19 protein-coding genes are annotated in these 18,405 nt (G+C 37.5%); 17 read left to right on the top strand and 2 right to left on the bottom strand.

Annotated features, from left to right (window positions below; all coding sequences use genetic code 11):
* Nucleotides 1–2: 2 nt before the first annotated feature.
* The 11 genes from ACIQ38_RS19405 to ACIQ38_RS19355 all read left to right on the top strand — a co-directional run bounded on the left by ACIQ38_RS19405 (nucleotide 3) and on the right by ACIQ38_RS19355 (nucleotide 6,993).
* On the top strand, nucleotides 3–1,013 hold the full coding sequence (locus ACIQ38_RS19405; protein ID WP_402827025.1) for a DUF1835 domain-containing protein: 1,011 nt from the start codon (nucleotides 3–5) through the stop codon (nucleotides 1,011–1,013).
* Nucleotides 1,010–1,444 (top strand): hypothetical protein, encoded by a 435-nt coding sequence (locus ACIQ38_RS19400; protein ID WP_402827022.1) that lies wholly within the window; start codon nucleotides 1,010–1,012, stop codon nucleotides 1,442–1,444. Before ACIQ38_RS19405 ends, ACIQ38_RS19400 begins: the two co-directional genes overlap by 4 nt.
* A 43-nt stretch (nucleotides 1,445–1,487) precedes the next feature.
* Nucleotides 1,488–1,970, top strand: a complete 483-nt coding sequence (locus ACIQ38_RS19395; RefSeq protein ID WP_402827019.1) for an NUDIX hydrolase — start codon at nucleotides 1,488–1,490, stop codon at nucleotides 1,968–1,970.
* Between the two features lie 84 nt (nucleotides 1,971–2,054).
* On the top strand, nucleotides 2,055–2,486 hold the full coding sequence (locus tag ACIQ38_RS19390; protein WP_402827016.1) for a class I SAM-dependent methyltransferase: 432 nt from the start codon (nucleotides 2,055–2,057) through the stop codon (nucleotides 2,484–2,486).
* A gap of 36 nt (nucleotides 2,487–2,522) precedes the next feature.
* Nucleotides 2,523–2,852, top strand: a complete 330-nt coding sequence (locus tag ACIQ38_RS19385) for a hypothetical protein (RefSeq protein ID WP_402827013.1) — start codon at nucleotides 2,523–2,525, stop codon at nucleotides 2,850–2,852.
* A 23-nt stretch (nucleotides 2,853–2,875) separates the two neighbouring features.
* Nucleotides 2,876–3,391, top strand: a complete 516-nt coding sequence (locus ACIQ38_RS19380) for a GNAT family N-acetyltransferase (RefSeq protein ID WP_402827566.1) — start codon at nucleotides 2,876–2,878, stop codon at nucleotides 3,389–3,391.
* A gap of 28 nt (nucleotides 3,392–3,419) precedes the next feature.
* A complete protein-coding gene (locus ACIQ38_RS19375) occupies nucleotides 3,420–4,091 on the top strand; it encodes an alpha/beta family hydrolase (protein WP_402827010.1) in 672 nt (223 codons plus the stop codon).
* 28 nt (nucleotides 4,092–4,119) lie between these two features.
* Complete coding sequence (locus ACIQ38_RS19370) at nucleotides 4,120–4,857, top strand: hypothetical protein (protein WP_402827007.1); 738 nt, start codon at nucleotides 4,120–4,122, stop codon at nucleotides 4,855–4,857.
* Between the two features lie 20 nt (nucleotides 4,858–4,877).
* Nucleotides 4,878–5,750, top strand: a complete 873-nt coding sequence (locus tag ACIQ38_RS19365; protein ID WP_402827004.1) for an aminoglycoside 6-adenylyltransferase — start codon at nucleotides 4,878–4,880, stop codon at nucleotides 5,748–5,750.
* A gap of 84 nt (nucleotides 5,751–5,834) precedes the next feature.
* Nucleotides 5,835–6,386, top strand: coding sequence for a GNAT family N-acetyltransferase (locus tag ACIQ38_RS19360; protein WP_402827001.1), 552 nt, complete (start codon nucleotides 5,835–5,837; stop codon nucleotides 6,384–6,386).
* A gap of 67 nt (nucleotides 6,387–6,453) precedes the next feature.
* Nucleotides 6,454–6,993: a DinB family protein gene (locus tag ACIQ38_RS19355; RefSeq protein WP_402826998.1), complete on the top strand. Its 540-nt coding sequence runs from the start codon at nucleotides 6,454–6,456 to the stop codon at nucleotides 6,991–6,993.
* A 47-nt stretch (nucleotides 6,994–7,040) separates the two neighbouring features.
* Here the strand turns inward: ACIQ38_RS19355 and ACIQ38_RS19350 are convergent, their stop codons facing one another.
* A complete protein-coding gene (locus ACIQ38_RS19350) occupies nucleotides 7,041–8,450 on the bottom strand; it encodes an amino acid permease (RefSeq protein WP_402826995.1) in 1,410 nt (469 codons plus the stop codon).
* Nucleotides 8,451–8,853: 403 nt separating this feature from the next.
* The gene (locus ACIQ38_RS19345) at nucleotides 8,854–10,509 is read right to left on the bottom strand and encodes a PucR family transcriptional regulator (RefSeq protein ID WP_402826992.1); all 1,656 of its coding nucleotides are present in this window, start codon (nucleotides 10,507–10,509) and stop codon (nucleotides 8,854–8,856) included.
* Between the two features lie 152 nt (nucleotides 10,510–10,661).
* On the opposite strand from ACIQ38_RS19345, the gene ACIQ38_RS19340 reads away from it, so the two are divergent.
* From ACIQ38_RS19340 to ACIQ38_RS19315, 6 genes are all read left to right on the top strand, one after another.
* On the top strand, nucleotides 10,662–12,125 hold the full coding sequence (locus ACIQ38_RS19340; protein ID WP_402826989.1) for a CoA-acylating methylmalonate-semialdehyde dehydrogenase: 1,464 nt from the start codon (nucleotides 10,662–10,664) through the stop codon (nucleotides 12,123–12,125).
* Nucleotides 12,126–12,204: 79 nt separating this feature from the next.
* The gene (locus ACIQ38_RS19335) at nucleotides 12,205–13,575 is read left to right on the top strand and encodes an aspartate aminotransferase family protein (protein ID WP_402826986.1); all 1,371 of its coding nucleotides are present in this window, start codon (nucleotides 12,205–12,207) and stop codon (nucleotides 13,573–13,575) included.
* 41 nt (nucleotides 13,576–13,616) lie between these two features.
* Entirely contained in the window at nucleotides 13,617–14,750 is a 1,134-nt protein-coding gene (gene ald, locus ACIQ38_RS19330) for an alanine dehydrogenase (RefSeq protein WP_402826983.1), read from the top strand.
* Nucleotides 14,751–15,065: 315 nt separating this feature from the next.
* On the top strand, nucleotides 15,066–15,557 hold the full coding sequence (locus ACIQ38_RS19325) for a sigma-70 family RNA polymerase sigma factor (RefSeq protein WP_402826980.1): 492 nt from the start codon (nucleotides 15,066–15,068) through the stop codon (nucleotides 15,555–15,557).
* The gene (locus ACIQ38_RS19320) at nucleotides 15,558–16,868 is read left to right on the top strand and encodes a DUF4179 domain-containing protein (RefSeq protein ID WP_402826977.1); all 1,311 of its coding nucleotides are present in this window, start codon (nucleotides 15,558–15,560) and stop codon (nucleotides 16,866–16,868) included.
* A gap of 342 nt (nucleotides 16,869–17,210) precedes the next feature.
* Nucleotides 17,211–18,260 carry a DUF1835 domain-containing protein gene (locus ACIQ38_RS19315; RefSeq protein WP_402826974.1) on the top strand — a complete coding sequence of 350 codons (1,050 nt, stop codon included), beginning with the start codon at nucleotides 17,211–17,213 and terminating at the stop codon, nucleotides 18,258–18,260.
* Nucleotides 18,261–18,405 lie beyond the last annotated feature (145 nt).

Genomic DNA, 18,405 nt, shown 5'->3' with positions numbered 1-18,405 from the left:
AAATGATACAGGAATTAAAAAAAATCGTAGAGCAATTATCGGAGCAGGAAGCAAAATCATTGTTATTGTTAAATTTATATCGAATTCAACTACTAGAGGAAACGAGCTATTCAGAAAGAGAATTTATTGAAAAAGTGAAAAAAGAGTATCAGGAATTATTACAGTATTCCTCCAAACAAAAACAACAGCCTTATCATACAATACATATTGTTTTTAGTGATTCTGCAGCAGGAAGCCTAAAGATGGCCCTTCCAAATGATGAAAAAGTGATTCAATTTTCGGACCTGTTTTCTAGAGGCCCTGTCAACCGGCTGCACACTGAAGTGGGAATCAAACAACGAAAAAAATGGCTGTTATTACATATAAATATGGATGAACTGCGCACACATACCTATATAGAAGATTTTCAACGAACATTAACAGAAATAAGTAACATACCAGAACATATACCAATTTACATATGGACTGCAAATAATGCGCATGAACAAACCGGTGCACGGCTTGTCTTACAAATCCTGCAAGAAAAGAAAAATGATATTCACCTCCTTAACATTAACACAGCATTTCAAGATTTATGGCCCAACATCATTCCAACTCACACGGGGGAATTGGGAAAAGATGAATTAAAAGCGATCTATAAAACGTACAAAATTGACCAGCCATTAACAGACTGTCTTCGCAACAAACTTGTAGAGGAATGGGAAAAGCTTGCAGAAACAACAGAAGTACTGCGTATTTGGCAGGACGACCAAATTATAAGTGTACCAGAAAGTTACTTCGATGCATTTATTATTGAAAGAGCTCGTTATTTACATAATGAACAAACGAAGCCTGACTTTATGAAATCAGCTCGACTAATTGGGGAAGTACTTGGAAACTCGGATCAACACGTTGGCGATGCCTTTTTCGAATATCGAGTACGCCAACTAATTTTACAAGGAGTATTTGAAATAGAAGGTGTTCCAAAAGCAATGCGGTTTTACAGCGTGAAATTGAGAGGAGAATTAGGTTGAAAAAATTTATCATTGGATTCCTAACCATCATATTTTTAACAGGCTGTTCAGAAACGACGCATAACAATTATAAATTTATGGGAGAAAGTGACCATTGGGAAGCGGTATATTCTTATAAGGGAACAGAAAAATGGGGTAAAAAAGATGGGGTAATTACTTATTCCAGCGAAGACACCGATGAATTTATCTTAGAATATAAAGGTTCTGTAGAAGAATTATCTTCCTTACAAAACCTTGAATATTCATATGAAGCATTCGGTAGAAGTAGTAAAAGAACCGAGGAGTTTACGGAACCTTTGACAACAAAAGTATTCACTAATAGTGGAAGTTCTAAGGGAGCAGCAAAAGTAAGTGAAGACGAAGTGATCAAGGTAACTGTAAAATGGGATGACTCGGAAGAAACTATTTTACTGGAAAACCATAATAAATAGAAAGTTGCTCTAAATGAGTTGATGTTACTTAGGGGGAAAAGTAATGGCAATGCCAACACATATTGTAGCGGTAGGCGGTATCGTAGAGGACGAACAAGGAAATATTCTTTTAGTGAAAACGCATCATGGCGGGTGGGTATTTCCTGGAGGCCAAGTAGAAGTAGGAGAGAATCTAATGGATGCTTTAATCCGGGAAATAAAAGAGGAAAGTGGAATAGACGTAGCTGTATCTAAACTAATTGGTGTTTATTCGAATACAGGAATTCATAAATTTTATGACGGGGTAACGAATGTTCCTACCAAGTTAATGCTAGATTATATATGTAAGCCTGTAGGTGGAGAACTGGCTATTTCAGATGAAACATCTGATAGCCGTTGGGTCGCGAAGGAGAAAGTGCTTAATTTAGTATCAGCTCCAGCTATTCGAACTCGATATAAAGCCTATTTGGAGTTTAATGGAGAAATAAATTATATGGATTATGTCACTCATCCTACGTTTGAAATAAAATTGAATAGAACTGTTTAAATGTAGATTATGAAGGATAACAAATTGTAAGTAGCGTAATAGGCTGTTAAAAGCCTATTACAAGTAAGAAAGGAAGCATTAACGATGACAGCTTATGGGGAAGATTTATTCAAAGGAGCAGCTCATTATTATTCACGTTATAGACCAATGTATCCAGCTGCGTTAATTAGATTTTTAGTTGAAAGGTTTTCTTTAGACGGCAGCGGCCGAATGCTCGATTTAGGATGTGGAACGGGGCAATTAGCATTCAGATTCTCTGATTGGTTTGAAAGAATAGTTGGAGTTGATATGGAGTCAGAAATGATTGAAGAAGCAATACGCCTAAGTAAAGAAGTTAGGGCGGAAAATGTGGAATGGTTTACCGGCGATCTCGATACATATAAAGAGAAATCGGATGAAACTTTTCGATTGGTGACAATTGCAAAGGCTTTTCATTGGATGGATAGAGTAAAGGTAGTCGAAACTTTAGACGAAATGGTTGTCCCTGGCGGTGGGGTAGCGATTATTGATAATTAAGCCCCAAATAAGGAGCAGCTACCATGGCAAAAGAAAGTGGACGAGGTAGTCAAACGTTGGTATGGAAATGAAAGAAGAGCAGGCAACACAACATATGCTCATCCAACTGTGAGCCACCAAGATATTATTTCAAATTCCAAATTCAACTTAGAAATCTACGAGATGCCAACTTACGAACATGTATGGACAGTCGATTCTATAATCGGCAATATATATTCCACTTCTTATGGTACTAAACGATTTTTAGGTGAAAACGTTCAGTTATTTGAAAATCACTTAAAAGAAGAATTATTAGCGCTTGATGATACTGGTATTTACAAGGAACAACTTAATATATCCGTCAAGCTCGCTGTAAAAAGCAAATAAGAAAACGGAATGGTGGTCTAACGATAGACATTTCAATCGAAAAGTTACATAAGCAGGATGCAGAAGAATTATTTAATTTTGAAACTGAAAATAGAGCCTATTTTGAAAAAAGTGTACCGAGCCGCGGGGAAGAGTATTATGATTTTGAAACTTTTCGAAAAAAGCATCAAGACTTATTGGAAGAACAAGAGAAGGGGATATCTTATTTTTATCTAATAAAAGATAAAAACGACTCAATTGTAGGAAGAATGAATCTAGTGGATATTGATAGAAACAAGGATATAGCTCATATTGGTTACAGGGTTGGTGAAATTCATACGGGAAAAGGTATTGCAAATAAAGCTCTAAAACTCCTATTAATGAAAGTTTCAAAGGAAAATATTAAAGAAGTTTATGCAAAAACAACAAGCAATAATATTGCATCACAAAAAGTATTAGAGAAAAACGGTTTTAAACAAGTTCCGACTAGTGATGAAGAATTTATAATGAACGGTGAAAATTTGAAGTTTGTGTATTTTGTTTGGTCGACTTCTTCATAAAGGGGAAAAAACAAAAGGAGCAATACAGATGAAAGGGAATAAAATTACTATACTGAGTAAGGATAGTCAAAACGAAATAGAGTATACGCATATTCAAACAGGTTCTACAAGTATCTGTTTTATGTTGTCAGGTACTGGATATTCCTACGATAAACCACTATTTTATTATGCTACTATGGCGATGCTAGAAAATAATATGGATGTTGTACATATACACTATTCATACGAAAAAGAACTATTCGAACATTCATTTGAAGAATTAATTGAAAAAGTTATGAACGATGTAGACGCTGTTATAAATAATGTGCTTGCTAGTTCTTCCTACAATGAAACGATTTTTCTTGCAAAATCACTAGGAACAATTCCAGTAATTGGCGATATTATGAAAAGAAAAGTGTTTAATAAATCAAAAATGATATTGCTTACCCCTTTGCTGAAACTTGAAGAAATATACAAAGATCTTTTAAAAAGCAATCACGAAGGTCTTATAGTTATCGGTGACAAAGATCCTCATTACAACTTAGAGCAAGTAGAACAGATAAAAAAGCAAAGCTCTTTTAAAATAGAGATAATCCACGGTGCAAACCATTCTTTAGATGATGAAGAGGTTGATACACTTACTTCCATCTCCTCTTTAATGAAAGTGATAGAAAACTTGAAAGAAATGTTACAGGTGAATGACCCTATTATGAAGAAGTAGCAACATTATAAAGAAAGGAATTTTATATATGAAACATATATATGCGTTCGAAAAGATAGAAGAGTATACAAAATATCAAAGCATTATTGAAAGATTCAACAAAAAATTAAAAGAGTATCAACATATATTAGAAAAAAATTACGCATTGTCTGAAATGCCAAAAGCAATTATGTGGACAAGCGAGGAGCTGGCTACTACCGTTTTATCTAATATCCCAATACCAGCCTATACAAATAAAGACATCATCTATATGTCTCCAGATTTACTAGCTTGGAGACAGCTTTTCATAAAACAACTAGACGGAAAATCTCTTCCACATATTGAGAAGTTTTATGAAAACTATTCCGAAAATCATTTATTGACCATATTGGCTCATGAATTAACCCATCATTCGGATTTATTTATGGACGAATTTGAAGATGATCGTGGAGACAGCATATGGTTTGAGGAGGGAATGTGTCAGTATCTGCCAAGAAAGCACCTGTTGACGGAGGAAGAGTTTGAAGAAATAACAGATGTAGAAACTAAACTAGTGGAAGTTTTTAAAGAAAAATATGGCTTACGCTCTTTAGACAAATTTGGTAGCAGTTCCTATGAAGGCACCTTATCTAGTATTATGTATGATTATTGGTGTAGTTATCTCGCAGTGAAATTTTTAGTAGAAGTTCGTGCCAATAATGATATTGAACTGGTTTTTCATGAATACCAAAAATGGCATAAAGAAGGACGAAAAGTACCTTTGACTGAGTTTTTTGGGTTGAATTAATAAATGCAGGAGGTGAGCAAATGCGAACAGAGCAGCAAATCATGGACTTAGTATTAAAAGTAGCAGCACAAGACAAACGAATTCGCGCTGTCGGATTGAATGGATCAAGAACCAATCCGAATGCTCCGAAAGATATTTTTCGAGATTTTGATATCGTTTATCTTGTGACAGAAATCGATTCTTTTATGAAAGATCCAAGTTGGATAGATATTTTTGGTGAGCGTATTATTATGCAAACACCAGAAAATACGACTATGTTTCCTTCTGAACTAGGCGAAAGATTTCCTTATTTAATGTTGTTTGCAGACGGAAATCGAATCGATTTAACATTAATTCCAATAGAAGAAAAAGATACATATTGTAAAGAGGATAAGTTGACGATTATTCTACTGGATAAGGATCATTCTCTACCGGAAGTTCCTCCTCCCACTGATGAAAATTATTGGGTAAAGCGGCCAAATGCTGAATTATTTGCCGATTGTTGCAATGAATTTTGGTGGGTATCGACTTATGTGGCAAAAGGATTATGGAGAAAAGAAATTCTTTATGCTATGGAACATCTACATACTATTGTCAGACCGATGCTAACTAAAATGCTTGAGTGGAAGGTGGGCATTGATACCAATTATTCCGTTAGTATAGGTAAAAGCGGTAAGTATTTGGAGAAATATCTCTCAGAAAATAATTGGCAAGAGCTGCTTGCTACTTATCCCAATGGAAATTATAAAGAAGTCTGGAAAGCCTTGTTTGCAATGTGTAATCTATTTCGTAGCACAGCAATATTTGTTGCTAATCATTTAGAGTTTCATTACCCATATGAAGAAGATAAAAAGGTAACTGCATATTTAAAGAGTGAAGAACGTTTGAAGTCAGATGCACGCGAAATCTGCTAATTTTTCTATTAAATTATGCAAAAACTCTTAAAATTTATCATCTTGTATAATATACTTAATTAGAAGAAAAAGGGGATATAACAAATGGATAAATTTCCTATAATAGAAACAAATAGATTAATATTAAGAGAAGTAGCAATGGACGATGCGGATGATATGTATACATATTTATCCGATAATGATGTGGTAAAGCCGATGGGGTTAGAACCTTTTGAAACGGTAGAAGACGCAGCGGATGAGATTGAATGGTATCAATCTATCTATGAAAAAGGGACCGGAATTAGATGGGGCATCACCTTAAAAGACGAAGGTAAGGTAATAGGAAGTTGTGGGTTTCTTAATAGACAACCTAAACATTACCGGGCAGAAATTGGTTATGAATTGAGTCAAGCTCACTGGGGCAAAGGGATAGCTAGCGAAGTGTTAGAAGCGGTTGTTAAATATGGTTTTGAGCATTTCCAGTTAGAAAGAATTGAGGCATTAATTGAACTAACGAATGTTCCATCTCAAAAGCTAGTAGAAAAACAAGGATTTCAAAGAGAAGGATTGTTAAGACATTATGAATTTGCAAATGGGAAATTTGAAGATTTATATATGTACTCCATTTTAAAAGAAGATCTTCAACCTATGATTTAATTAGTAAAACGAATAAATAGTGCGGTTACCGAATATGTAAAAGTATTAACTATAAAGGGGAATCTACATGCAAAACATGCTTGCGGAAGATGAGTACGCATCAAGTTATTCAAGCTATGTGAAATTAGTACCTGATGGAGATATAATACAAACTTTAGCAAAGCAAATGGAAAAAACAATTGGTTTACTACTGGACATTTCGGATGAGCAAGCTCATTTTCGTTATGCACCTGGAAAATGGACTATAAAAGAAATAATTGGTCATATGGCGGATAGTGAGCGAGTAATGGCATATAGGCTCTTAGCCATTGCGCGAGGAGATACTGTTTCTCTACCCGGTTTTGATGAGAAAGAATATGCCCAACATGCATCCTTTGATAAGCAGTCAGTAAAAGATCTTCTTCAAAACTTGAACATTGTGCGCCAATCAACCATTCACCTGATTAAAAGCTTAACAAAAGAAGATTTACTACGCCGAGGGACTGCTAATAATACGGAAATAACTGTCCGAGCTCTAATAGCCATTATTGCTGGTCACGAGCTTCATCATTGTAATATTATAAGAGATAGATATTTTGGTGATGCAACGTATCCAAAAGCTATATAAATAAAGACGGTATCGCTATATGAAGCGGTACCGTCTTTTCTATTGGTCTAGCGAGTAGTTTTAGGAGAAACTTGTAAAATACCTTCCTCTAATTCTCCAACCCTATCTTTTTTACGAGCAAAAATGAAATAAGAAATGATAGTCAAACTAGCGATCAGCAAGGTGAGCAGGGCTTGTACTCGCAATGATTCAATGATAAGCATTGCTACATAAATTCCTGTAATCACGATGATGGTGGTATACGTTAAGTAAGGGAAGAGCCACATTCTTAGTTGAAGTGCTTCCGGGTTTTCTTTTTCTAACTTTCTTCGCATCCGTAAATGAGAGAATGCGATAACCAGATAGACTAGTAGCGCCACAGCTCCTGATGAATTGATTAAAAATAAGAATATCTTGTCAGGAGAAGTATAGCTAAAGATAACCGCAATATATGAAAATACTGTACTGAATAGTATTGCTCGTACAGGAACACCTTTCTTGCTTAGTTTCAAAAACGCTTTTGGTGCATCTCCTTTTTTAGCCATACCGAACAACATACGAGAGTTTGCATATAATGCAGAATTTAAACAAGATAGAACCGCAGTCAGAACGACAAAGTTCATAAGCTGTGCCGCTGCCGGTATTCCGATGTAGTCGAGTACCGCAACGAATGGACTGACAAGAATGTTGGCAGAGTTCCACGGCAATAAGGTAACTACAATAGCAATGGACCCAATGTAGAAGATAAGGATTCGCCAAATAACACTATTTGTGGCAATACGAACAGCTTTTCCAGGATGATCAGATTCACCGGCCGCAATGGCAACTATTTCAGTTCCCATAAATGAAAAGATAACAACTGTAATTCCTAGTAGCACAGAACCAAATCCAGTAGGTATGAATCCACCTGCACCTAATAGATTCGCAGTACCAGGAGCCCCTACGCCTGGATACCAACCGAAAGTAACACAAAGACCAAGTACAAGAAACAAGCCAATGCTGATTACTTTAATAAGTGAAAACCAATATTCAAACTCTCCAAAGGATTTAACTGAAAATAGATTTGTCAGTGTTAGCAGAACTGTTAGAATGAGTGCCATTAACCAAAGTGGAAAATCCGGTATCCAATATTGCATAATAGCCGCTCCTGCAATCGCTTCAATCGCAATGACGACCACCCAGAAAAACCAATACAACCAACCGATTGTAAAACCTGCCCATGGGCCGATCGCATCGCTCGCATAAGTTGAAAATGATCCACTTGTTGGATGGGCTGCAGCCATTTCACCAAGCATTCTCATTACTAATACGACAATTGCTCCGGCAAAAGCGTAAGAAAGAATGGCTCCTGGCCCAGAAGCGTTAATTACTGCACCACTACCGATAAATAGACCCGCTCCGATAACACCAGCAATCGAAATCATACTGATATGTCGGATTTTCAAGTCCGATTTTAACTGACCTTGTTGACTATTCATTTACATTCCCCCTTGTTAAAGTCTTGATCCCTCATAAAATTGTCTACACTTTTTGTGAAACTGGGATAACCCATTCAGGAATTTTCATAGGCGTTTGTATAGTATTACCTCCCCTCAATATAAAAGCGCTTTCATTCTTTTTAGTTAGAATATTCTTTCAAGTCCTCTATTTAATCATACACAATAGAAAATGAGTTTTTTATAGACAAGTTGTAAATGAAAATGAATTTGAAACAGACGGAGTGTCAAAAAGATGGATAGTAAAGAGGCTCAAGCACTAGACGAATAGAGAGAGTGGAAGCAATGCGTAAAAACGTCCTGTTAAATAGCTTCAACTAAACAATCAGGGGGAAAGAGAGGCCCACTGATTGAAGTTTCACTTTATAAGACATACTGTCTTGCATTACGGAGAAATAGCCATTTTCTTTGTTTCGTGGGATTTCCCCTTTAATAAATTATATGCTTTGATTGCAGTTTCAAGGGCCAAACGATTCATTGGCTCCATAAAGTCGTTTCCAAGAAGCTGTTCAAGCTTTTCTATCCGGTGATATAAGGTCTGCCTGACGATGAAAAGCCGTTCCGCCGCCTCTTTTTTAGAACCCATATATTCTAAGTAGACAGAAAGTGTTTCTAAAAGGTCGCTTTGCATTTTCTCATCATAATCGATAAGCGGCCCCAAATAATTTTGAACATAACTTTCAAGACATCCGCTCTTTTTTAATGGAAGCAGAATTTGGTATACGCCAAGATCTTCATAAAAGTGTGAATCTAAAATAGAAGCTTGGAGCAGTTGCAATACTTCATTGGCCTCTTCATACCCGATTGTTAATTGGGAAATTTCCTTGTACACCATACTGATGCCGAATGAGCATTCCTTCCAATCGACGAAATGATTCCCTTTCGTTTCCATAATACTCTGGATAATTTGAGAAAATCGATTCTTCTCTAGTTTTAGATGATCTGCGGCTATAAAAGAAGCGATAATGGCTATTTCGTTTTTACTGGAAGAAACAGCTGGGAAAAATCCATGCCGTTTAAAAAGTGACCGGATCATCATAGACCGTTGCAATTTAATTTCTTCCCAATCTTCTTCATCAAAACTAGACTCAGGAAACTCCGTGCGAATGATAAAAACTCTATAGTACATATTGCGACTATTAGCAGGTAAATAAGTTTGTAAATCGTCCTGATCGACATCTCGACCGTTCAAAAGATTCCGGACAATCTCATCCTCATTATGCTGTTTCCGTTCTTCAATCGTGCGATTACGTAGTAAAATCTGAGCTATTGCGAGCGCAGCACGATCTAATAGAAGAAAAGTAAAATCGTCTGGCATTGGCTGCTTCACTTGTAGGCACAGATACCCCCAGGTTTGTCCGAGCCCTTCCACAGGCATAAGGGCGAATGTTTGCTGATCAAGCGTAAAAAGTTTTTGTTTCGAATGGAACGACGAAGAGTTTTCAAGATAATTTCGGATACTTCTTTCTAATTCCTTCGTTTCAGACGGATAATAATAGGATTTCTCATCATCAGAAATGAATATAATACTCTGCCGAAAAAACTGGTGTAACTCCAGTAGGATTTTCAAAATACCATTCGGTGTAAGGGAAGAAGCATTGAATTTCCTTGACAATGTATCAAGCTGTGAAAGCATTTGATGATGTTGATTGATAATAAATGTATGGAGATCCTGCGTAATATCAACAAATTTCACGGTATTTTCAAATGTGATAATTGGGAAAGAATGTTCGTTTGCTAGTTTAATAAGTTCTAATGGTATTTCCTTGAAGTAAGTTCCAAGCTCTATACAAATACAAGCGGCATCTTTTTCGATCAACTTTCTCACATATTTGAGTTGAGTAGATAGATCGGGTTGTAGACCTCCTCCGGTAGTAAGAATCATTTCGCCTCCGTTTATTAAGGATTCAAAGTCCTTTACTTCTAACACATGTGACCACTTCACTTGCCTTTCTAATCCAGCCTCTCCCGCAACAACTTTCGCACATTTGAACGAATCCCGAGAAAGCACATTTCTAACGGTCAATTTCAATTCATTCATCTAAAAGATGCCTCCCCATAACGTAAAAATAATAAGCTTATGATTTTACATAGTGTAAAGTGACAATAGTCAAAATACTTTGTAAAGTATATTATGAAGTCTAACGAAAATAGTAGCAACTAGCAAGAAAAATAGAATAGGAGGAATAAAATATGGCAACTACAGTAGTAGAAAAGAAAACGCTCACAAATTTCATTAATGGACAATGGGTAAAATCTACAACAGATAAATATGAAGAAGTACCAAATCCAGCAACTGGGGAAATTATTGCAGAAGTTCCGATTTCTACACAAGAAGATTTGGAAAATGCAGTACAGGCTGCCAAAAAAGCTTTTGCCAAATGGAGAAAGACAGCTGTACCACAACGTTCCCGCATTCTATTCAAATATCAGCAATTATTAACCGAAAACTGGGATGAGCTAGCGAAACTTATTACAATTGAAAACGGCAAAAGTTACAACGAAGCTTATGGAGAAGTGTTACGCGGAATCGAATGTGTAGAGTTTGCGGCTGGTTCTCCGACACTTATGATGGGAACACAACTTCCAGATATTGCGACGAATGTTGAGTCGGGCATGTACCGTTATCCAATTGGGGTAGTCGGAGGTATTACACCATTTAACTTCCCAATGATGGTGCCATGTTGGATGTTCCCACTTGCCATTGCCAGTGGAAATGCATTCATATTAAAACCGTCAGAACGCACTCCACTGTTGGCGAACCGTCTAGCAGAACTACTACATGAAGCGGGACTTCCGGAAGGGGTTTTCAATATTGTACACGGGGCACATGATATCGTGAACGGTATTCTTAACCACCCAGATATCCCAGCAGTATCGTTTGTTGGTTCTCAGCCAGTAGCAGAGTATGTATACAAAACGGGAACTTCCAATGGAAAACGCGTTCAAGCATTAGCAGGGGCAAAAAACCATACGATTGTTATGCCAGATGCTGATATGGACTTAACGGTGACAAATATTATTAATGCTGCATTTGGATCTGCAGGGGAAAGATGCATGGCTTGTGCAGTTGTCGTTGCAGTTGGGGATGTCGCGGATGAGCTAGTGGAAAGATTAGTGGATGAGTCCAATAAGCTGACAATCGGTAATGGGCTAGAAGAAGGGATATTCCTTGGACCAGTCATCAGAGATTCACATAAAGATAAAACATTAAGCTATATCGAATCAGGTATTGAAGAAGGTGCAAAGTTGTTACGCGATGGTCGCAACGACAAGTCGACTTCGGAAGGCGGTTATTTTGTCGGACCAACTATTTTCGATCATGTGACACAGGAAATGAAAATCTGGAAAGAAGAAATCTTTGCTCCAGTATTATCTATCGTAAGGGTAGATACATTAGAAGAAGCGATCGAGTTTGCCAATAAATCGGAATTTGCCAATGGGGCATGCCTATTTACAGATAGCGCGAAAGCAATTCGTCAGTTCAGAGAAGAAATCGATGCAGGAATGCTTGGTGTCAACCTCGGAGTCCCTGCACCTATGGCATTCTTCCCGTTCTCTGGTTACAAAAAATCATTCTACGGCGATCTACATGCGAATGGCCGTGACGGGGTAGAGTTTTACACACGTAAGAAAATGTTAACAGCACGTCACTAATAAAGTATTGGTTCAACAAAAGGCAAATAGGCTGGAGCTTTCAAATGCAAGCTTCAGCTATATAAAGGGAGTGGAGAAATTGACATCAACAAAAGAGACTGCAAAATCATTAGTGCAAAAAGACCGTGAAAATCTATGGCATCACATTTCTGCCTACAACGAAAAGAATCCTCCGATGGTAGTAGAAAGTGGAGAAGGAGCCTGGATTACAGATCATGATGGCAATCGTTATCTAGACGGGATGTCTGGACTCTGGGCAGTAAATGTTGGTTATGGGCGCGAAGAACTTGCACAAGCCGCTTACGAGCAAATGAAGAAACTAGCATATGTACCTATGACTCAAAGCCACGGACCAGCAATTGAATTGGCAGAAAAACTTAATACAATGCTTGGCGATGACTATAAGATTTTTTACTCGAATAGTGGATCCGATGCGAACGAAGTAGCTTTTAAATTGGCACGTCAGTACCACCAACAAAACGGGGAACCTTCCCGTTATAAATTCATTTCCCGTTATCGTGCTTATCATGGAAGTTCAATGGGAGCCCTGGCAGCAACAGGTCAGGCATTACGTAAATATAAATATGAGCCACTTGCGCCTGGATTCTTACATGTTGCACCACCAGATAATTATCGTAGACCAGCTGGGCAATCGATCGAAGAATATAGTATTCAACGTGCCCAAGAATTTGAAGAGAAAATTATTTGGGAGCAAAAAGAGACAATTGCAGGAATTATTATGGAACCGCTTATTACAGGTGGTGGCATTCTAATTCCACATCCTGTTTATTTAGAAAAAGTCCAAGAGATTTGTAACCGTCACGGCGTGCTACTTATTGTAGACGAAGTGATTTGTGGTTTCGGACGCACAGGGAAAGCGTTTGGTCATCAGCATTTCAACTTGAAGCCGGATATCATTACGATGGCAAAGGGATTGACAAGTGCTTACTTGCCGCTATCTGTAACAGCGATTCGAAAAGATATTTACGAAAAATTCGACACAGGTGAAGAAAACAGCCATTTCCGTCATGTGAATACTTTTGGTGGAAATCCAGCAGCTTGTGCAGTGGCATTAAAGAACCTAGAAATTATGGAAAAAGAAAATCTGTTCGAACGATCTGCTGAACTTGGGGAGCGTCTCCTAAAAGAGCTAGCACCTTTAAAAGACCACCCATTTGTTGGGGATATCCGCGGCCTTGGTTTTCTGCTAGGAATCGAACTTGTAGAAGACAAAGAAACAAAAGAACCAGCGACTAACGCACGTGTTGGGAAGATTATTAGCGAATGTAAGGCAAATGGACTCATTATTGGACGAAACGGCGATACAGTTGCCGGTTTTAACAATATTTTAGCACTTAGCCCACCATTATCTTGTACAGATGAAGATTTCGAATTTATCGTTGCCGTGTTAAAGAAAGTGTTTAAAGAAAACGAAACATTTAAAGGCTAAAGCTACAGCAAGGAAAACCACACAGATGAGGAGGAATATAAATGAAGATCGGTGTTCCAAAAGAGATAAAAAATAATGAAAATCGAGTAGCAATGACACCTAGTGGAGTCCTAACATTGAAGACTGCTGGACATGAAGTATTCATCGAAACAGGGGCAGGTTTGAAATCAGGTTTTACCGATGAAGATTATAGCCGTGAAGGAGCCATTGTTGTAGCAACAGCAAAAGAGGCATGGCTAGCTGACATGGTAATGAAAGTAAAAGAACCGTTAGAAGAAGAGTTCGGTTATTTCCGAGAAGGGTTAATCCTTTTCACCTATTTACACCTGGCGGCAGAGCCAGCTTTGACAAAAGCTTTAATAGACAATAAAGTCGTTGCAATTGCTTACGAAACAGTACAATTACCGAATAATACATTGCCACTGTTATCGCCAATGAGTGAAGTAGCTGGTCGAATGGCTACACAAATCGGCGCACAGTACCTGGAACAAATCCATGGCGGAAAAGGAGTTCTGCTAGGGGGTGTTCCTGGAGTATCACGCGGGAAAGTGACTATTATTGGAGGCGGTATTGCAGGAACAAATGCCGCACGTGTTGCAATCGGAATGGGAGCTCAAGTGACTGTGATCGATTTAAGTGTAGATCGACTGCGCCAACTAGAAGAGCTTTTCGGAACTGATATTCAGACACTAGCGTCCAATCCTTATAACATCGCTGTATCAGTGAAAGATTCTGATTTAGTTGTTGGGGCAGTTCTTATACCTGGTGCTAGAGCTCCTAAACTCGTTTCGGAAGAGATGATTAAATCGATGAGTCCAGGTTCTGTACTTGTCGATATCGCGATTGACCAAGGCGGGATTTTTGAAACATCAGACCGAATTACAACACATGATAACCCGACATACGAAAAGCATGGTGTCGTTCACTATGCGGTTGCTAATATGCCAGGTGCAGTTCCTTACACATCCACGATGGCTTTAACGAATATGACTGTACCATACGCTTTACAAATTGCGAACAAAGGGTATGTCCAAGCATGTCTTGATAATGAACCGCTTTCAAAAGGGATCAACATATTAGACGGCCACGTGACGTACAAGGCAGTTGCAGAAGACTTAGGGTATGCATATAAGCCAGTATACGAGCTTCTAGAGAAGGAATTTGTGAATCAATAGATTAAAATATTTGTAAAGAGCGATTAGTTTAATAAAGGTAATATTACAAACAAAGGGCAGCTTCTCCTAATTAAAATTTAGGTAAGCTACCCTTCTTTTTATTACATGCATTTGGAAACTGAATTTCTGATTATGAAATTGGCTTCAGAGTCAAAAGAAATAGTTTATCTACTCCAATTAAATAAGCGTTACAATTTGATCAGGGGTTTGGATAGCATATCCAATTTCGAAATGGAACACTTTTTTTATTAAGCAAAATAAAATGAACGATTTACGATTTCAAACTGTCTAATAGATAACGAGGGGGGTGGGAGCATGGATTTGGAAAAACGAGCAATTGCTGGTGATGAACAAGCATTATTGGAGCTATTAACACGACATGAGGAAACTCTTTACCGGACGGCCTTTGCGTACTTGAAAAATGAGCATGATGCTATTGAAGCGGTACAAGAGCTGACGTATCGAGCTTTAAAAAAGATTCATAGCGTAAAAGAACCCGCATACATAGCAACATGGCTTGTCCGAATTATTATTAATATTTGTTTAGACGTTAAAAAGAAGCAAGAGAAATTTATCTATAATCATGATGTGGAAATTGCATCGACGGATCAGCAACCATTCGAAATGGCTGATATCATCGCAAGTTTGCCAACAGAACAACAAGAACTAATTTACTTAAAATATTTCCAAGATATGAAGAACGCAGACATTGCGCAGTTTAAGCAAATTCCCGAGGGTACTGTGAAATCAAGGCTACACACGACATTAAAAAGATTACGCGTACTTATTGAAAAGGAGGAACTGTAAATGACTAACTTGAACGAGCAGGACTGGCAAAAACTCACCGAGGAATTAGTAGCAATTGAAATCCCGAAAGAAGCCCTACAACAAGCACGTATAAAAGCTGTGGAACAACATCGGTTGAGTAAGAAAAGAAAACGCCGTCTGTATTCAGTTGCCAGTGTAGCGGCTATTATGCTGTTACTGTTTGTAGCATCCATTCGTGTATCTCCTGTATTTGCACAAACTATGGCCAAAATTCCAGGGTTTGATTCTATCGTACTCATGATTGGCTTTGATAAAGGAATCAGTGACATTGTCGAAAATAATTACTATGAGGAAGTTGGAATTAAGGTAACGGAAGGCGATTATACGTTGACTTTACAGGGGGTCGTGGCTGACCATTCCGGGATGACAATATTCTATAAGCTGGAATCCCCCTTTGATCTTTCCGATTGGAGAATAACTTCTGTAGAAGTGTCACAACGAGGCATCCCATTTGGGGTAATTAATTCCTACATTAGCTCTCAATCTGGTGATAGGAATATACATGAAGACAAAATAGAAATTACGTCTACTGATGAATTATCATATGACAATAAGAAATTTGAATTTAATTTGAGTTTGACTGATGTAGCAGAAGCAGAAACTAAGTTCGCCGTACCATTCACACTCACCAAGCCTATTGAACAACCAAAAGTATATGAGGTGAATCAAACTGTTGTCGTAGATGGACAAACAATAGACATTAAACAGTTGAAAATTTCGCCCTTACGTGCAGAAATTCGTCTAGCTACTGACGAACAAAACACGATGCGATTACTAAAATTCACATCAATGCGGTTGATTGATGAGAATGGCGAAGAATGGGGGCAACTAAGAAATGACTCGGGAGGAGTCAGCAATTTGGAAGACGGTGACGTGAGCTTATTTTTACAAAGTAATTACTTCCGACAGCCGAAAAAATTAACGCTCCAAATAGATAAAATTCAAGCACTTCCAAAAGGTTCGGACTATATCGAGGTAGATTTTGAGCAAAAGAAAGTGCTGTATGCGCCAAGTGAACTGGATATTACTGTTCAAGTACCATCGGACAATACAATGGAATTCACTTATCCATCTGGCGGGTGGTTCCCGTTTTCCAACATAGTGGATCAAGAAGGCAACGATATTAGTAATAATCTAATCGCAACGCAATTTAGCAGAGATTCTCCATATATAACAGCAGTCTCTACATTTGATTTTGAAAAGGTTGAGAATCCAATTCGTTTCCATATTAATAGCTATCCACTGTATTTGGACGGTAAGGTAGAAATTGATATTCCCCTAAATGATTAGGGTTTTTCCTCTACGTAACAAACCCCACCGTTATGAGGAAGTACGTCCTCTTAGCGGCGGGGTTTATTGGATTCTAGATCAGGTAAATATTAGTTAGATAAGTGGGATATTTTAAACAAACGATTCCTTCGATAAATACATTGAGAATTATTTTTCCAAACAAAGCCAGAAAAACTATTTCCATATTTTCATAATTTGATGTGAGACCTATAAATATTTTTTACAAAGTAATGTGAAGAAGTTAGACTAAATTAAAGAAATTAATTTAAATACATTGGGGTAGTGGTCATAAAAACTAAAATCAATCATCCATTTACATATTTCCTGATAAGTCCAAATATAGTGTTTGTTTATAAAATCGAAACACAAAAGTACATAACTGTTTTGGATTTAAGTAGAACAGAAAGTTGGGGAACATTCGAGTTAGAACAAGAAGATGATTTTGATATATTTGATCATCGAAAAAGTAACTCTACACCAGGTAGAACATTCTTAGCGGATCAGGATACCATGAATGAGTTGGTAGAATTAATCAATCAACAGATTCAAAAAAATCACCGGTTACACACAGATGGCGCGGTGCATATTGTATCTTCAGAATCGGCAGCAGGTTCCTTAAGAGCTGGTCTAGAAAGTCCAAAGACTGTAATAGGCTTCCCTGACCACCTTTCCATAGGTCCATTGGGGAAACTGGATGAAAAACTGGCACAAACTTATCGAAAAGAGTGGTTAATGGAGAACATTAACTTTGAAGAAGAAACAGAATACCCAATTAAGTTTTCAAATACATTGCGAGAACTAGAAGATATACCAAGTGATGTTCCAATCTATATTTGGTATGGCAACAATGCAAATGAACAAATATGCATGCGATTCCTAATCTATTTACTAAGGAATAAAACAAATGAGATATTTCTAATAAATTCCACCGAACTTTATGGAAAACATTTCACAACAACAGAGGAACATCGCCACATTTCCGATACAAGCCAGATTAAATCGGAGGATATTAAACTGCTGTTCGATGTAAATAAGAGGGGCAATTCATTATCCAATAAGGAACGAACTCAATTGCAGATGGAGTGGGAAGCATTAGCACAAACGAAAGAAAATCTGCGTATTTGGAACAACGGTGAAATAAAAGGAGTGCCTGAAAATCATTTTGATGTGGAAATCTTACATATAATTGAAAAACTGCACGAACAACAAGGAAACAGAGACTTTATCAAAGTAGGTAGAGTAGTAGAAGAATTATTCATACAGATAGACGAGTTTGCCGGTATTTACTTTTTGGAATATAGAATAAGACATTTAATATATAGTGGATTCCTTGAATTAAAAGGAATACCAAAATCTATTTTGCATTACAGCGTAAGAAAGCGTATAAAATGAACGTACCGAAGCTCGGTAGCTATTTTTATCCATATGGATAAAAATAACGGAGAGGCTGGGACAGAAGTAGTCTCAATCAATGAAAAAAGTGAAATCGCACGCGCGATTTCACTTTTTTCATTTTATTTTAAGATTATACGAACAA

The sequence above is a fragment of the Psychrobacillus sp. NPDC096389 genome (assembly GCF_044762855.1).
In the GTDB taxonomy this organism is placed as follows: Bacteria; Bacillota; Bacilli; order Bacillales_A; family Planococcaceae; genus Psychrobacillus.
This window is presented reverse-complemented; position numbering and strand designations above follow the sequence as displayed.

What these genes read in the sequence shown, in the direction of transcription:
- ACIQ38_RS19405 (WP_402827025.1), top strand. Translation starts at nt 3, where the DNA reads ATGATACAGGAATTAAAAAAAATCGTAGAGCAATTATCGGAGCAGGAA.
- ACIQ38_RS19395 (WP_402827019.1), top strand. Translation starts at nt 1,488, where the DNA reads ATGGCAATGCCAACACATATTGTAGCGGTAGGCGGTATCGTAGAGGAC.
- ACIQ38_RS19390 (WP_402827016.1), top strand. Translation starts at nt 2,055, where the DNA reads ATGACAGCTTATGGGGAAGATTTATTCAAAGGAGCAGCTCATTATTAT.
- ACIQ38_RS19375 (WP_402827010.1), top strand. Translation starts at nt 3,420, where the DNA reads ATGAAAGGGAATAAAATTACTATACTGAGTAAGGATAGTCAAAACGAA.
- ACIQ38_RS19370 (WP_402827007.1), top strand. Translation starts at nt 4,120, where the DNA reads ATGAAACATATATATGCGTTCGAAAAGATAGAAGAGTATACAAAATAT.
- ACIQ38_RS19365 (WP_402827004.1), top strand. Translation starts at nt 4,878, where the DNA reads ATGCGAACAGAGCAGCAAATCATGGACTTAGTATTAAAAGTAGCAGCA.
- ACIQ38_RS19360 (WP_402827001.1), top strand. Translation starts at nt 5,835, where the DNA reads ATGGATAAATTTCCTATAATAGAAACAAATAGATTAATATTAAGAGAA.
- ACIQ38_RS19355 (WP_402826998.1), top strand. Translation starts at nt 6,454, where the DNA reads ATGCAAAACATGCTTGCGGAAGATGAGTACGCATCAAGTTATTCAAGC.
- ACIQ38_RS19350 (WP_402826995.1), bottom strand. Translation starts at nt 8,450, where the DNA reads ATGAATAGTCAACAAGGTCAGTTAAAATCGGACTTGAAAATCCGACAT.
- ACIQ38_RS19345 (WP_402826992.1), bottom strand. Translation starts at nt 10,509, where the DNA reads ATGAATGAATTGAAATTGACCGTTAGAAATGTGCTTTCTCGGGATTCG.
- ACIQ38_RS19340 (WP_402826989.1), top strand. Translation starts at nt 10,662, where the DNA reads ATGGCAACTACAGTAGTAGAAAAGAAAACGCTCACAAATTTCATTAAT.
- ald (WP_402826983.1), top strand. Translation starts at nt 13,617, where the DNA reads ATGAAGATCGGTGTTCCAAAAGAGATAAAAAATAATGAAAATCGAGTA.
- ACIQ38_RS19325 (WP_402826980.1), top strand. Translation starts at nt 15,066, where the DNA reads ATGGATTTGGAAAAACGAGCAATTGCTGGTGATGAACAAGCATTATTG.
- ACIQ38_RS19320 (WP_402826977.1), top strand. Translation starts at nt 15,558, where the DNA reads ATGACTAACTTGAACGAGCAGGACTGGCAAAAACTCACCGAGGAATTA.